Origin of the sequence: Nocardia albiluteola (assembly GCF_018860155.1) — a bacterium.
Lineage (GTDB): Bacteria > Actinomycetota > Actinomycetes > Mycobacteriales > Mycobacteriaceae > Nocardia > Nocardia albiluteola.
On sequence record NZ_JAHKNI010000030.1, the window covers coordinates 1 to 14,261 of the forward strand.

At 64.5% G+C, this 14,261-nt stretch carries 12 protein-coding genes and 1 pseudogene; 3 read left to right on the forward strand and 10 right to left on the reverse strand.

Annotated features, from left to right (window positions below; all coding sequences use genetic code 11):
* Positions 1-188 precede the first annotated feature (188 nt).
* From KO481_RS42055 to KO481_RS42085, 7 genes and pseudogenes are all read right to left on the reverse strand, one after another.
* Complete coding sequence (locus KO481_RS42055) at positions 189-1,019, reverse strand: IS5 family transposase (protein WP_215924266.1); 831 nt, start codon at positions 1,017-1,019, stop codon at positions 189-191.
* 800 nt (positions 1,020-1,819) lie between these two features.
* Positions 1,820-2,317 (reverse strand): transposase family protein, encoded by a 498-nt coding sequence (locus KO481_RS42060; RefSeq protein ID WP_215924268.1) that lies wholly within the window; start codon positions 2,315-2,317, stop codon positions 1,820-1,822.
* A 253-nt stretch (positions 2,318-2,570) separates the two neighbouring features.
* Positions 2,571-2,846 (reverse strand): annotated as a pseudogene (locus tag KO481_RS42065) (thioesterase II family protein); the annotation flags it as partial.
* A gap of 54 nt (positions 2,847-2,900) precedes the next feature.
* On the reverse strand, positions 2,901-3,548 hold the full coding sequence (locus KO481_RS42070; protein WP_215924270.1) for a YbhB/YbcL family Raf kinase inhibitor-like protein: 648 nt from the start codon (positions 3,546-3,548) through the stop codon (positions 2,901-2,903).
* 45 nt (positions 3,549-3,593) lie between these two features.
* Entirely contained in the window at positions 3,594-4,700 is a 1,107-nt protein-coding gene (locus KO481_RS42075) for an acyl-CoA synthetase family protein (protein ID WP_215924272.1), read from the reverse strand.
* On the reverse strand, positions 4,697-5,884 hold the full coding sequence (locus KO481_RS42080; protein ID WP_308166997.1) for a CaiB/BaiF CoA transferase family protein: 1,188 nt from the start codon (positions 5,882-5,884) through the stop codon (positions 4,697-4,699). Before KO481_RS42080 ends, KO481_RS42075 begins: the two co-directional genes overlap by 4 nt.
* Positions 5,885-6,328: 444 nt before the next feature.
* Positions 6,329-7,324: a LysR family transcriptional regulator gene (locus KO481_RS42085; protein ID WP_215924274.1), complete on the reverse strand. Its 996-nt coding sequence runs from the start codon at positions 7,322-7,324 to the stop codon at positions 6,329-6,331.
* Between the two features lie 180 nt (positions 7,325-7,504).
* On the opposite strand from KO481_RS42085, the gene KO481_RS42090 reads away from it, so the two are divergent.
* Genes KO481_RS42090 through KO481_RS42100 form a run of 3 tightly spaced genes read left to right on the forward strand, consistent with a single transcriptional unit; the run spans position 7,505 to position 10,516 of the window.
* Complete coding sequence (locus KO481_RS42090) at positions 7,505-8,266, forward strand: class I SAM-dependent methyltransferase (protein WP_215924276.1); 762 nt, start codon at positions 7,505-7,507, stop codon at positions 8,264-8,266.
* A 22-nt stretch (positions 8,267-8,288) separates the two neighbouring features.
* Entirely contained in the window at positions 8,289-9,701 is a 1,413-nt protein-coding gene (locus tag KO481_RS42095; protein ID WP_215924278.1) for a carboxylesterase family protein, read from the forward strand.
* A complete protein-coding gene (locus KO481_RS42100; protein WP_215924280.1) occupies positions 9,698-10,516 on the forward strand; it encodes a tyrosine-protein phosphatase in 819 nt (272 codons plus the stop codon). The genes KO481_RS42095 and KO481_RS42100 overlap by 4 nt, the downstream gene beginning before the upstream one ends.
* A 47-nt stretch (positions 10,517-10,563) precedes the next feature.
* On the opposite strand, the gene KO481_RS42105 is transcribed toward KO481_RS42100, so the two are convergent.
* From KO481_RS42105 to KO481_RS42115, 3 genes are read right to left on the reverse strand one after another with little or no spacing between them, the layout of a single operon-like run.
* The gene (locus tag KO481_RS42105; RefSeq protein WP_215924282.1) at positions 10,564-11,535 is read right to left on the reverse strand and encodes an LLM class flavin-dependent oxidoreductase; all 972 of its coding nucleotides are present in this window, start codon (positions 11,533-11,535) and stop codon (positions 10,564-10,566) included.
* The gene (locus KO481_RS42110; RefSeq protein ID WP_215924284.1) at positions 11,532-12,797 is read right to left on the reverse strand and encodes an LLM class flavin-dependent oxidoreductase; all 1,266 of its coding nucleotides are present in this window, start codon (positions 12,795-12,797) and stop codon (positions 11,532-11,534) included. The genes KO481_RS42105 and KO481_RS42110 overlap by 4 nt, the downstream gene beginning before the upstream one ends.
* A 21-nt stretch (positions 12,798-12,818) precedes the next feature.
* Positions 12,819-14,018, reverse strand: coding sequence for a cytochrome P450 (locus KO481_RS42115; RefSeq protein WP_245402306.1), 1,200 nt, complete (start codon positions 14,016-14,018; stop codon positions 12,819-12,821).
* Positions 14,019-14,261 lie beyond the last annotated feature (243 nt).

Genomic DNA, 14,261 nt, shown 5'->3' on the forward strand with positions numbered 1-14,261 from the left:
GCGGCCACCAGTGCGGACGACACCATCGCCGACGACCTGGAGTCCGCGGCCACACGGGCATACGGACGCGCGGACCATGCCGCCGCCGCCGCGGCCATGGAACGCGCGGCCGAGCTGACCATCCACGGGGAAACCGGCACCCGACGCCTGATCGGCGCGGCCACGGCACCTAGAGCGTGTCTGAAAACTCATAGGTTCTCGTCGGTGGTGCGAGCGAGGCGTCGGGTCATGGTGCGGATCATGGCGAGTTGGACCATCGCTTCATGGTGTTCGGGCAGAGTCTCGTAATCGCGGACGCAGCGGCGATGCTTGGTGATCCACCCGAATGTTCGTTCCACAACCCAACGGCGCGGCAAAATAACGAATCCCTTGATGTCGTCGCATCGTTTGACGACCTCCACGGTTAGCGCGAGAACCCGAAATGCCCAGGTCACCAGTCGCCCGGCATAGCCGCCATCGGCCCAGACATGGGACACTGTCGTGAATCGGGCGCGTAGCGCTGCCAGGAGCCGGTGGGCACCGTCGCGGTCTTGGATGTCGGCCGGTGTGACGACGACGGCGAGCAACAGTCCGAGCGTGTCGGTCGCGATATGACGCTTGCGGCCCTTGGTCTTCTTACCCGCGTCGTAACCGGCGCCGATGTTGGGGACGGTGTCCGCGCCGCGCACGGTTTGGGAGTCGATGATCGCCGCAGTCGGTAGCGGGCTACGGCCTGCCGCAATCCGGACACAATCCCTGAGCGCATCGTGGACCTGTTGCCACACACCGGCTTTCGCCCATCGGCGGAAGATGGCGTAGACCGTCTTGGCCGGCGGGAAATCGCGGGGCATCTGTCGCCATGCGATACCGCCGCGCACGACGTAGAAGATGGCATCGAGCACTAGACGGCGGGGATGTTTCTCCGGTCGCCCACCCTTGCCCTTGGCGCTGCCCGGTGGCGGCAGCAACCGCTGCAGGATCTCCCACTCGTCGTCGAGCGACGAAGAAGACGGGTAAAAAGGGCACTTCGGCAACGACACGGGTGACTCGCGGTGGGTCGGGCACGATGAACAAACACAGGTAAGCGACACTGACACACGGGCTCTCGGAGGAACGGAAGGCTTCGCAACCACCACTCCTACCGGGAGCCCCCGGCATCCCCGCGTCACACGCCGACCGAACCCAGAGTTTCAGACCTGTGGATGAGGAACTCTCGTCCCGCCACGTTCGAGATGCTTGATCGGAGAAGTCAGCCCCGGCATCGCCGTGCCCACCACCCGTCGTCGGGCGGGGCGGAGGGGTCGGGCCAAGTGTGTGCGATATAGAGCTCATCGAGCGGTTCGACCAAGCGTCGTAGGTCGCGTGCCGCTTGATGAGGCAGGGCGTGCAGGGCGATTTCGAGGACTGCGCGTTCCTCGGTCTTGTAGAAGGGATTGCACAACGGGCAGCCGCAGCCGCCGGAGAGCGTGACACCGCGACGATGGGCTATCCGCGACCACTGGCGAAGGGCTTGTGCCACTGCGCCGGACCAGAGCCGGTCACGTTCCAAACGGGCGACTGCGGCTGCGAGCATGCCGGAGCCACGTGCAAGACCAGGTTCTGACGCTCTGCGCGGCTGCCTCCGAGAGGTACGGCCGACGGCACGGAGCTGGGACGGCCGCTTACGCGCCATCCTCCTTCGTAAATCGCTTCATGGGCACATGATGTCACAACTGTCGCTGCCTGTGCTGCCGCTCCGGACACAACATTCTTGCGGACGCGCCAACCTCCCTCCCAGAGTTTCAGACACGCTCTTACACTCGCGCCTCCGTCGAGGAAGTCGCACTAGCCGTGTCGGTCCTCACCGGGGAACCGCATCCACTGGTTCCCAACGACCCCAGCCGACTCTGACCAGCTCAGCGACGAAGGACGAAAACGAATGTCCGAGTTCGCTTCCGGTGGTGACAGACCCGCACACCTGCTGGTCGGCCACGGCGACTATCGTGTGCCCCGACGTCCGGGTGAGTTGGGGTGGCCGTGTGCCGCGCGGCTGCTGTTCTTTCTGGGGATCCGGCGGGATGTAGACGATACCCACATGGTCAGCGCAGAACTGTTGCAGCGCATGGGAAATCATCTCCAGCCCGTTGTCCATCCGCGGCGCTCGCGGCGGACCGCCGGCCACGGCGAACACCTTCTCCAACTCGGCGACCAGGGGCCACCCAGGGGCGTGTGGACAGCACCGGGCGATCTGACCGATAGGCTCTCGCGTGGCCATATCGGTCTTGCTCGGTCTGCCCCAGCTCCATTTTGGGTCCAGCGCCGCGAACCCGTGGTCGTTGAAGTCGTGGATCACTCCCACGCACGTAGTCTTCGGTACCCTGCATCAGCTTCGCGATCAGCGGCACTGACTGACGCTGCTACGAGGCCAACACCACGTTCGCACGCCGCACCCGCACAGGTCGTTTACAGCGCGCTTCGCAATCCGCTGTAACTCCCGCCCTTCTGCCGGTGGGGGCACCGCACGCATGAACGCTTCAGGCTTCCTGGCCATCGGCACCGCCTCAGGTAGCCAGCATCATCAGCCGAACGCCAGCGATCAAAGCGACACCCGGTTACGCCGCCAACCTTTCGGAACGAGGCACTCGCCCACTGTTCTCGAGCCGCCATGCGACCTCGAAGGCAAGAATCGCTCCCATACTATGGCCGAAGAATACGGCTGGCAGGCCATCGTCAAGGCAGGCCAATTCGGCGGCGATGAGATCAGCGAGGTAAGCCAAGTCGGTGATGCCTGGTTCGCGGAGCCGGTCTTGCCTACCCGGGTACTGGATGGCAAGAACGTCCACGACGGAACCGAGCCCTTTCGCTATCGGCAGGTAGAAGGTCGCCGCGCCGCCCGCATCTCCGCACCGCTGTCAGATCGACGAAGATCCACCGACTGTGGCTCAGCGCTGAGCTGTCGCCGTGAGTTGCCCAAACCCGACGATATGTGCGTGCATCATCAAGCCGACTTGTACCGGCCGCGCATCGTCAGGCATGGCAAGCTCCGACGTATCCAAGGCAAGTACAGAGATCCGATAGTGGTGTGCCGCATCCCCAGGCGGCGGGCACGGACCCACGTAGCCATGAATATTCATATCGTTGATTCCCACTACGGCCGCTGGAGGAAGTCGGTCGCCGACACTCGTAGCGGTCGGCGGAATATTCCACACTATCCAGTGCCAGAGCCCGGAACCGCTGGCCGCGTCTGGATCGAACATGGTGACCGCGAGGCTTTTCGTCCGAACCGGCGGGCTACCCCATCGGATTCGCGGCACCTGGTCAGCTCCCGCTCCGCTGCAATGGTTCGATGGCCCGGCCATTTCGGAGATCGGAAACGACTTACCATTCGCCAAATCCGGGCTGGTCACAGGGAATTCGACCGCCGTCGCCGGTATCATGGACTGCACCGTCAGCGACTCCTGGGGCAATGCGGCGAGATCGATAGGTGCGACGGACCTGCTCGGTGTGGCGCCGACCCCATTTGCACATGAGGCCGATGCGAGCGCCGCAATAGACATGACAAGGATCCGAAGCGCCGACGATATTGTCATAATTCTTGTTCCTTCCAGCAGCCGCCGATGCACATTCCAGCAGCATCAATAGACACCCTCTATGACCATTTCGCCACCGAAAGTTTCGACCGGCGCAGGAGAAGATACGGAATCACCGATCTGCCCAGTACGTCCACGGACACGGATCACTGTGTCACGCTCGAGGTTGTTCGGCAGAAACATGCCTTTACTGACATGATTCATCACAATCTGGCCGCGTTCGCCATAATCGACCGGCCGCCCAGTCGCGGGATCGATCACCCCGAATGTCACCACGGGGCTGCGTGGATCGTAGATGATATCTTCGTCGGCGCTCGATCCCGGACGCTCCGTGGCGCTCTCCAGGATCATCAAGCTACCGTATCTGCTTATCATGCGAACGTTCGAAAAGTACTCGTGACGCAGCATGAATCGCTCGTCGACGGTCATATGCGCGCCGCCCCAGAAAATCAAATCAACCTTAGTATTTATGAGCTCGACCAGCCTCGGCCTATGAATAATTGCACGCAGTACCGGTGGCGTAGTAACCACCAGGCCTACACGCTGGGTCGCCAGAATATGGTCTGCCTGATCGAGAATATGCTGAACATACGCCGCAGCCTGATCAGACCTGTTGTCGGCGACAAGTTTCTTTACCCACCTCGGATCCATATCAATACAGAACTTTATTGTATTCTGGCGTTCGGCAATGTAATCGTACATACTGCCGATCTTGTGCGGTCCGGTCGGTGTGAGCACCAGAATATTGGACGGTTCCCGACCCTCGAACTGCGGTCCCCGCAGCATCCGATCCACCGCACTGGAGATCCAGTCGGGCATGAGGATCGCACGCTTCGGCGCGCCAGTCGTCCCACCGCTTTCGAATACCCGAGGAGCTGGCGGGTTGGGACCGTATCCACGCGGTACAAGGTCCTCGACTGCAACGGTGCGCAGCTCGTCCACGATATTCGGGAAGCGCCGAAGATCCTCGAATGTTCGTATATCGGACAGCGGATCGAAATCCAGCTGCCTCATCCGCCGCAGCCAGAACGGCGCCCCGGTGTCGGCACCGAAATGCCACCGAATCGCGGTGCGAAGGTATTCATCGGGGTCGGCGGGATCGATCGACGGATCCAGCAGTTGCCAGCGCTGATCCTCGACGGTGGTGGTCATCGGTGGCCTCCGTTCAGGACATCATCGGTATGCTCGCCCAAGCGCGGGCCCGTCCACCGGATCCGGCCCGGGGTCGCAGACAACCGGAACGCCACATTCGGCATGCAGATGCTTCCGAGCTCACTGTCGGGCACACGCACCGTCGTGCGCCGCGCCTGAAAATGTGGATCCCGCAGAATGTCGTCGACCTCGTAGATTGGCGCGACCGCTGCGCCGGCCGCTTCGAATGCGGTGATCACCTCGTCGCGAGAAATCCGCCCGATCCATTGCCCGACCACATCGTCGAGCATCTCCCGATGCAGCACCCGGCCGCGCCCGGAGGCGAACCACGGTTCGTCGGTCAACTCGGGCCTCCCCACAAGCCGGACGATTCGCTCAGCCACCGATAGCGCAGGTGCCGAAACTGCCACCCAGCGGCCGTCCGCACACCGGTACACGTTGCGAGGGGCGGTATTGTCCGATCCATTTCCGACACGCTGCGGTTTGAGCCCCAGTTTCTCGTAGGCGGTCACCTGCGCACCCATCGCCGCGATCATTGATTCGGTGATCGCCACGTCAGCCACTTGTCCTCGGCCCAGGCTCCGGCGAGCATGGAGGGCGATCAGCGTCGCGCAGGCCGCTTGCATCCCCGCCAGCGCATCGGCCAGTGGAATCGCCGGTAACAGGGGCGGGCCGTCGCGATCGCCCGATATCGCCGCGAGGCCACTCATGGCTTCGGCCAAGGTGCCGAACCCAGGACGGCCCGCGTAGGGGCCGTCCTGCCCGAATCCGGTTACGCGGGTGATGACCAATTGCGGATTGACCCGATGCATCACATCGGGAGCAATTCCCCAGCGTTCCAGCGTGCCGGGCCGAAAGTTCTCTATCAGCACATCGGCGTCGGCGATGAGACCGAGAAATTTCTCGCGGTTTTCCGGATCCTTTAGATCCAGGACCACGCTCTTCTTGTTGCGGTTGACCACCTTCCACAGCAGCGGAACGTCGTCACAGTGGTGGCCGTAACCGCGCAGCGGATCTCCTGAGGGATGCTCGATCTTGATCACCTCGGCGCCGAAATCAGCCAGCATGGCCGCAGCGAACGGCGCCGCGAGCAGGGTTGCGATATCGATGACTTTCACATCGACGAGGGGTGGCGGCGAGCCCTCCGACATTATCTCGTCCTCCCACAGCCAAACACTGGACACCTGATGATTGTCCATTTTCACCGGTAGCTGCGAAAGCGCAAAGTGCACTTTGGTACGTCTGCGAACGGACTGTACAAAGGTGCACTATACATCGGCATCCGACCCGGCTATATCTGAAATCGCGATATAACGCTAGTCGAACCTCGATCGATCCGAATAGCAGGGAACTCCAGGACGCACCGCGCAATGACTGACATCACCGTTCACCCTGTCACCGGGCGCATCGGCGCGGAGATCGACGGCGTTGATATTTCCCGACCACTCGAAGGCGATGCGATCCGACTCACCTACGGACACCCGTACCACCGGCCACGATGGCCGATTTCACGCTGCAGGCGCATGAGTACGTGCATAGAACAAATATTTCCCCAGCTGGGCGAACTCGGCACCACCGCCGATACAATCGCGCTACTGGACAACAGCAGGGCTCGGGTGAACGAAAGATCACGATAAAAAAGTGCCCCGGTCCACCTCGGGAATCCAGCAGTCGGCTGCCGTGTCTCGATTGTAGCTCTCGCGGAAGTGAGCGATCAGATGCGGCAGTGTCGGGTGAACATTGGAAGTCTTCCACAGCAGCGCGTAAGGATACGCCGGGGTGGGATCGGTGATCGGCAACCTCCGAATATGAGGGTTCCAAGGAGGAAGAAACCCATCGCCGCTGAACGTTGCCAGGGAGTCGGAAACCGCGATACATTCAAGCATGGTTTTCAGACTCGGGAGACTGTTCCCGTTGTCACCATTGGATCCTGGTACCGACTCGAGGTCCGGCTCCCAGCCGGTCGTAACACGAATACCACTGAATTCACTCAGCTCCCGGAAGTAGTCGGCCCACTCCGAGGATACTGAAGCGCCCGGTACCCAAACAGGATGGGGCTCGATTTCGGCCAATGCCACCGACTTCCTGGCCGCCAGCGGATGGTTCTTGTTGACCAACATGCACAAGGGCTCCACGTACGCCGGGACGGCGCTGATTCCCGCCGGCAAGGACCGCGGGCCGCCGTGCGGTCGGGCCAGCGCCACATCGGCCCGACCGCTCAGCAACGTATCCCGGGAGGTGGTAAAGGCTTTGGATATCATGATTTCGATATCCGACTCCGGATTGCGCGCCAGAAAATACTCCACGGACTGCGAGGTCGCCTGCCGCTCACTGACGATCGCGACTCGCAACGGTCGCAACTCCGACCGCGCCGCGGCTATCGTCCTGTCGGCGGCGGCCAGCATCGACCGAGCGTACGGCAACATCTCCAGACCTGCGGCGGTAAGCGTGTTCCCCGATCGCGACCGGTCGAACAGTCGCACATCGAGATCGCTCTCGAGCTTGGCGATACGCTTGGATACTGCCTGCTGCGTGATTCCCAACATCACCGCGGCACTGCTGAACTGTCCCTCGTCGACCGCAGTCACGAATGCCCGCACCGCAGCCGAATCAAGATCCGTCACAACCCCTCCACATGCGCAGAATGTTTGTGCATCATAACAGGCCGATCACCCGGAGTTCCCGGGGCATCAGCAGCGCTGTACGAAGGTTCACTGTACAACGGGTCGCACCACAGATAGATATGAACTGACGCGAATACCACCTGGCGCCATTTCAGTTCGAGGAGCAAAGGATTTGTTGACATGTCCTTCAGCACACGCCATCGCGACCGCGAGCGCGCGGAGTCGTTCGGCGCTGGGGCCGGGCGCTACGACAGGTATCGTCCGGACTATCCGCAAGAGCTGATAAGCGACCTGCAACAGCTGAAACCGACCTCGGTACTCGACGTCGGATGCGGAACCGGAAAAGCTGCTGCGGCACTGTCCGCCCGCGACCTGCCTACCCTTGGAATCGAGCCGGACGAGCGTATGGCTCGCCTAGCGCAAAACAAGGGCATTCCTGTAGAAATATCGAACTTCGAGACCTGGGATCCGGGAACTCGGCGATTCGATTTGATCGTGAGCGCCGATGCCTGGCACTGGGTAGATCCGGAGAGAGGCGCGCGCCAGGCGGCAAATATCCTGCCCTCCGGCGGTCATATCGCACGCTTCTGGAGCTTCCACGTCCTGGAAGATTCGATACTCGAGGAGTTCGTTAAGATATACAATAAATATGCACCGGAAGCATCCGTGGGCGGCGGTAGGCAGAAAAGTACTGAAAGTATCAGCGACCCGCTGGTGAATAATATTGATTTCGCTTCCGCGGGCCAGCGGACCTATCGCTGGGAACTGACCTTGAGCACCGAGGATTGGATCGGGCTGATCTGCACGTTCAGTGATCACCAGCGACTGGCGCCCCATAGCCGCGCGGCTCTGCTGAAATGCCTGCGCGATGTGATCGAGAACCTGGGCGGCAGCGTCCGAACCTCCTCGGGGACATTCGTGCAAATCGCCCGGCGCCTGTAAGTTCCGGAGACGAGGAGACATCATGTTCGTGATCGAGACGACCTCGGGGCGCGTACGCGGATTTTTCGATCGCGGCGTGCCGAACTGGCGGGGAATTCCGTACGGCAGTATTCCGGCGCGCTTTCAGCCGGCGCGCCCGGCGACGGCGGCGTCGGCCGAGCCGATCGACACCACCCGGTGGGGGCCGGTCAGCTGGCAGGTGCCCATGGAGGTGACGCCCCAGCGGTGGAGCCCGCTGTATCCGGAGGCGGTACAGCACGAAGAGTGCCTCAACCTGAATATCTGGTCGGCACGACCGGATCGCGCCGAGAGACAACCGGTGCTGGTGTGGTTCCATCCCGGTCGGCACATGGTCGGCGGGACGATGCGGACAGTCGATCCGTGGGCATATGCGGGCAGGCACGACCTGGTCGTGGTGACGGCCAACTACCGCCTGGGCCCCTGGGGCTGGCTGCCGCTGGCCGGGCTGGACCCGAAGTTCGATATGAGCACCAATCTCGGTGTGCGAGACCAACTTCTGCTGCTGGAATGGGTTCGAGACAATATCGCAGGATTCGGCGGCGATCCGGGCAATGTGACCCTCTTCGGGCTGTCGACCGGCGCCTCCGATGTGGCGACGCTGCTCGGCATACCCGCGGCGGCCGGGCTGTTCCACCAGGCCGCGGTCTACAGCGGCCACGCCGAGCTGGCGCACCGCCCCGACGACGCGGCCGAGCTCTCCGGGCGATTCCTGACCGCCGCGGGCGATCTCGTGCAGGGCCCCGGCGATCTGCCGGATGCGACGAATGTGGCACTGCGGTATATCCATTCACAGACCCTGCGCACCGGTCCGGTGCGCTATCAGGCGGTGATCGACGGCGATCTGGTCCCGGCCGCACCGCTGCGGGCGATCGCCGACCGCACGGCCACCGTTCCCGTGCTGGTGTCGGTCACGTCGGAGGAAGCGGGGATTCTGGAGATCGTCCAGGGCGGCACGGCGGTCGACACCACCTACGCCGCACGTTTCGGCACCGGAGATGAGCCGACACGTCGGGAGAAGGTTGCGCGGCTCTCGGCCGAACTCTACGTCCGCCCGGCCGAACGCCTGCTGAACGCGCTGCACACGGCCGGTGGACCGTGCTGGGCCCAGGTATTCGACTATCACCCGAGCACCTCGCATCTGGCCGGATACCCTTCGATCGCCCGGCGCGCCGTCCATGCCGCGGACACCTCGGCGCTGTTCTGCGACACGGCGGGACCCGACGGCACCGACGCCGACCGCGTCGTCGGAGCACGGGAACAGCGCGCGCTCGTCGGTCTGGCCCGCCGCGGCGATCCCGGCTGGCCCGCCTACTCCCCCGATCGACCGGTCGCGCGATGGATCGGCTCCGGCCGATCGGAGGCCACAGATCTGCGGCCACTGCCGCTCCCCACGACGGTCCAGGAGTCACGATGAACAACCCCGCCCCATGGATCGATCTGAAGGGCGCGGTGAACGTCCGCGATCTGGGCGGGCTGACCACCACCTCGAACGGTGTCACCCGCTACGGCCGATTGCTCCGGGCGGGCAGCCTGCAGGATCTGACCGCCGACGACGTCGAACTCCTCACCCGATCGCTGAACGTCCGGGACGTCGTCGATCTGCGCAGTGCAGCGGAGGTCCGGCGCACCGGCCCCGGGCCGCTCACGCATATTCCCGGTGTGCGGATCCAGCAGCTGTCCCTGTTCGCCGAGGGAGGCGTAAAGCCACGTGCCGCAACGGAATCGGCATCGCATCCGGACAAGGTCGATGTCGGCAGGGCGCTACCCTGGAACACTTCGGCCGAGCGCGGCCGAACCAAGCCGATGGGTTCGACCGGCCACTACCTCCGCTACTGCACCGAGCGACCCGATTCGGTGGTCGCGGCGCTGCGGATCATAGCGCGCGGCACCGGCGCCACCGTCGTGCACTGCGCGGTGGGCAAGGACCGCACCGGGGTGGTCTGCGCGCTCGCCCTGGAGGCGGTCGGGGTGAGCAGGGACGCCATCGTCGCGGATTACGTCCGATCCGGCGAGCGGATCACCGAGATCGTGGCGCGGCTGCGCAGCAATCCCCTGTACGCCGCCGACATGGCCGCGAGGCCGCTGTCGAGCCTGGTCCCCCGGCCCGCCTACATGCACGACCTGCTCGACGCCATCGACGAACGATTCGGTGGGGTGCGCCGGTGGCTCACGCGGCACGGCTGGACCGAGGACGATCACCGGGCGCTGCGGTCCCATCTTCTCGAGTGAACCCGCGACCCGTCGCCCGGCCGGGCACCGGCCGGGCGACGGGCATGTCAGGCCGCCGCCGACCGACCGGCCGGCCGCGGCAATCCCAGGCGCGCCCGCAGTGTGTCACCCGGCGCCTGGGGAATCCGCTGACGCACGGCGTGCGCGAACTCCAGCACGATCGCCTGCGCGGCATCGGCGGCTGCGACAAGGACGAAGCCGTCCGCGGGTCCCGTTTCGGCCGCCCGCAACAGCCGATCGACCGGTATGCCGGCCCGCTGCTCCACCAGCAGCCGCACGTCCTGCCGGGTTCGTCCGGCCGCACGGCAGGCATCCATCAGCGCCCAATCGAGATCGGCTGTGGCGCCGGACAATTCGGACGGCAGAAGCACCACGTCGGCGAATCGGCCCGCCGAGGCGATGTCGGCGCCCGACGTGACGCGGCGAACCTGCACGGGATGCCCCTGCGGGGGGCGGGCGATATTGAGCGGGCCGGCCACATCGAAATATTCGCCCCGATGATCGAGACTGCGCAGCCGCTCGGGCCGGAAGTAGATGCCCGAATCCCGGTCTCGGAGAAAGGCGTCGTCCTCGAAGCTGTCCCAGAGCCCGGCCAGCACCCCGGCGAACTCGTCGGCACGGGCCCGCTGGGACGCCGCGGGGGCGAGGTCGCGAGCGTGATAGTTGGCGGAGTCGGCCGCCGTACCGGGCGCCCCGATCTCCCAGCCCGACCAGCCCGCGCTGAACTGATCGATCGTGGCGAGCAGCCGCGCAACGTGATAGGGCGCCAGATGTTCGGTCGAGATCGACGGCACCAGCCCGATCCCGTCGGTCGCCACCGCCAAGGCCGCCGCCAGCGTGCCGGCCTCGAACGCGGCCGGGCCGTCGGGGCCCGCGGACTGCCGGTCGGACAGCAGCAGGGCATCGATCCCGGCCTCGCGCGCCGCCCGGGCCTGCTCCATCGCCTGAACGAATCCCGTTCTACCCCAGCATTTCTCACCCGAACCGGCCACCAGCCGGCCGAACAGCACAATGCTCATCGCGCACCTGCCAGCGAGGCCGTCGCCAGGCCGAGATTGTCCCGGAGCGTCCCGTCCGTGTATTCGGTCCGCACCAGTCCCCGACGCCGCAGCTCCGGTACGACATGATCGACAAAATCGTCCAAAGACCCTGGCAGATAGGGGAAGTCGACGATAAACCCGTCCGCCGCCCCCTGAGTGAACATGGCCTGCATATGGTCGGCGAGCTGTTCGGGCGTGCCGGTGACGATGTCCGCGGCCGTGCGCAGGCAGAGCTGACGCAGCGTCAGATTCTCCCTGCGCGCCAGGTCGATCCAACGTTGCGCGGTGCTGTGCGAGTGATTGGACACCGGTAGCTCCGGGACGGGCCCGTCCAGCGGATAGCCGGTCAGGTCCACGTCGCCGAGCTGATCCTGCAGTGCCCGGAGCGCCACGATATCGGGCATCAGCTCCTGCAGTTCCCGCAGGCGATCGCGGGCGGCCGCCTCGGTCGCGGCGACGATCGGCTGCAGGCCGACCCAGATCTGAATCGACTCGGGAGTGCGCCCGTGTGCGGCCGCCCGGGCCTTGAGATCGGCGTAGAACTCCTGGGCGTCCGACAATCGGGTGTGGCGGGTGAACAGCACCTCCCCGTGCCGAGCCGCGAATTCCCGTCCCACCGGTGACGCACCCGCCTGAAAGATCACCGGACGGCCCTGCGGCGGCGTCGCAACATTGAGCGGACCACGCACGCTGAAGAAGCGCCCGGTGTGGTCGATCGGTTCGGCGCCCGATGCCCAGAGCCGATTCGTCACCGCGATGAATTCGTCCGCCCGGGTGTAGCGCAGATCGTGCTCCATATGTTCGGGGAAACCGAAATTGCGCGACTCCCACGGCGCGGCCGAGGTCACCACGTTCCATCCGGCGCGGCCACCGCTGAGGTGATCCAGGGAGGCGAACTTGCGAGCGATGTCGTAGGGGTCGTTGTAGGTCGTCGTCGCGGTCGCCGCGAGACCGATGTGCTCGGTGGCGGCGGCGAATGCGGACAGCAGCGCGAGCGGCTCGAAGTGTTCGTTGCGCGCGGTCCTGCTCAGGTGTTCCACATCGGTGCCCCACAGTGCCACGACATCGGGGACGAAGACGCAGTCGAATACGCCGCGCTCGAGCGTCAGCACATTGCGGCGGTGGAAGTCGAAGTCGAGCTGGGCGTCCGGCCGGGCCAGCGGGTGCCGCCACGCGGCGATGTGACCACCCGGACCATCGATGATCGCCCCCAAGCGCATAACTCTGGACTGCTGTGCCATGTCCTCTCCTGCATTACTCGTCTAGATTCCGGACCGATCCGGCAGGTCTGCCGGCAGCGGGACGCTCGATGTGCCCGATCCGACCCGCTCCCCGGTCGTGAACCGCGCGGGCATCCGCATATAGCCGTGGATCTGCCCCACCGTCGGATATTTCTCGGCGGCGCCCTCGACGATCCGATAGTCCGGCATGCGCGTGAGCACTTCGCCGACCACCACCTCGAAATCCATGCGGGCGATATGCCGGCCGATGCAGCGATGGATGCCGATCCCGAATGCCGCCTGCTTGCCGGCGTCCCGATCCAAGTCGAGCACCTCCGGATCGGGAAAGACCTCGGCATCCAGATTCGCCGCGGCCCAGGACACCAGGACCCGTTCCCCCTTGTGCACGGGGCAGCCGCCGATGCTGGTATCGGCCATGGCGGTTCGGCCCGCTCCCATGACCGGGGTGAAATACCGCAGGAATTCATCGCATACGCGGGGAATCATCTCGGGCGATTCGATGAGCCGCCGCCTGGCGTCCCGGTGGCGATCGAGGTGGTCGAAGGTCGAGGCGAGCAGGGCGGTAGTGGTGTCGACCCCGCCGGGCACTACCGCATTGCAGACCCCGACGACATCCTCGTCGCCGAGCTTCTCCCCCGCGATCTCCACCTGCGTCAGGAAGCTGATGAAGTCGTCGCCCGGATGGGCGCGGCGCTTCGGGATCAACGCGCGGATCGTATCGATGAGATGGGCGAAATCGGCCTCGACACGGTCGAATTCGGGGGTGCCGGGATGGGTGTAGACCAGCGCGTGCAGCACGTCGGCGTACCGGCGCCAGTCGTCCATCGGCAGGCCAAGGATGTCGAGGGTGATCAGCGCGGGCACCGGATTGGACAGGTCCAGGACCAGGTCGATCTCACCGCTCTCGATGTGCTTGTCCACGCACCACGAGGCGTACCGCTGAATGCGCGGCCGCAGGCGGCGCGCGGCGGGCGGGGAGAAGAAGACATTGAGGGCCTTGCGCCACTCGTTGTATTCGGGCGGATCGATCTCCAGCGGCAGGCCGCGGAAGGATGAGGGCGGGACGACGGTGCCCAGCGGCCTACCAGGCGTATTGGGCAGCTCGTGTGCCGAGGAGAACAGCTCCGGATGATGCGCCACCTGGGACACCTCGTCGAATCCGGCGACCAGCCAGAAGCCGCCGTGGTGCCGGCTGTAGGACACCGGAGCGTGGGTGTTCATCGCGATATTCACGGCCCAGGGATCGGCTGCGTATTCCGCCGAATGGTGATCGAAATCCGATTCTGATCGGTAGTCCGACATTATGATCCTCGCGTTCGATGGGACGGAACACGGCGCGCCTATTAGTTCTTACCGGATTCATTGAGGAATTTGAAGTGGACCTTCGTACACGACCGGCCGAGTGTACGAAGGTGCACATTAAGAAAACGGACCGGTAAGGGGACATTAACCCCGGGCCCCGGC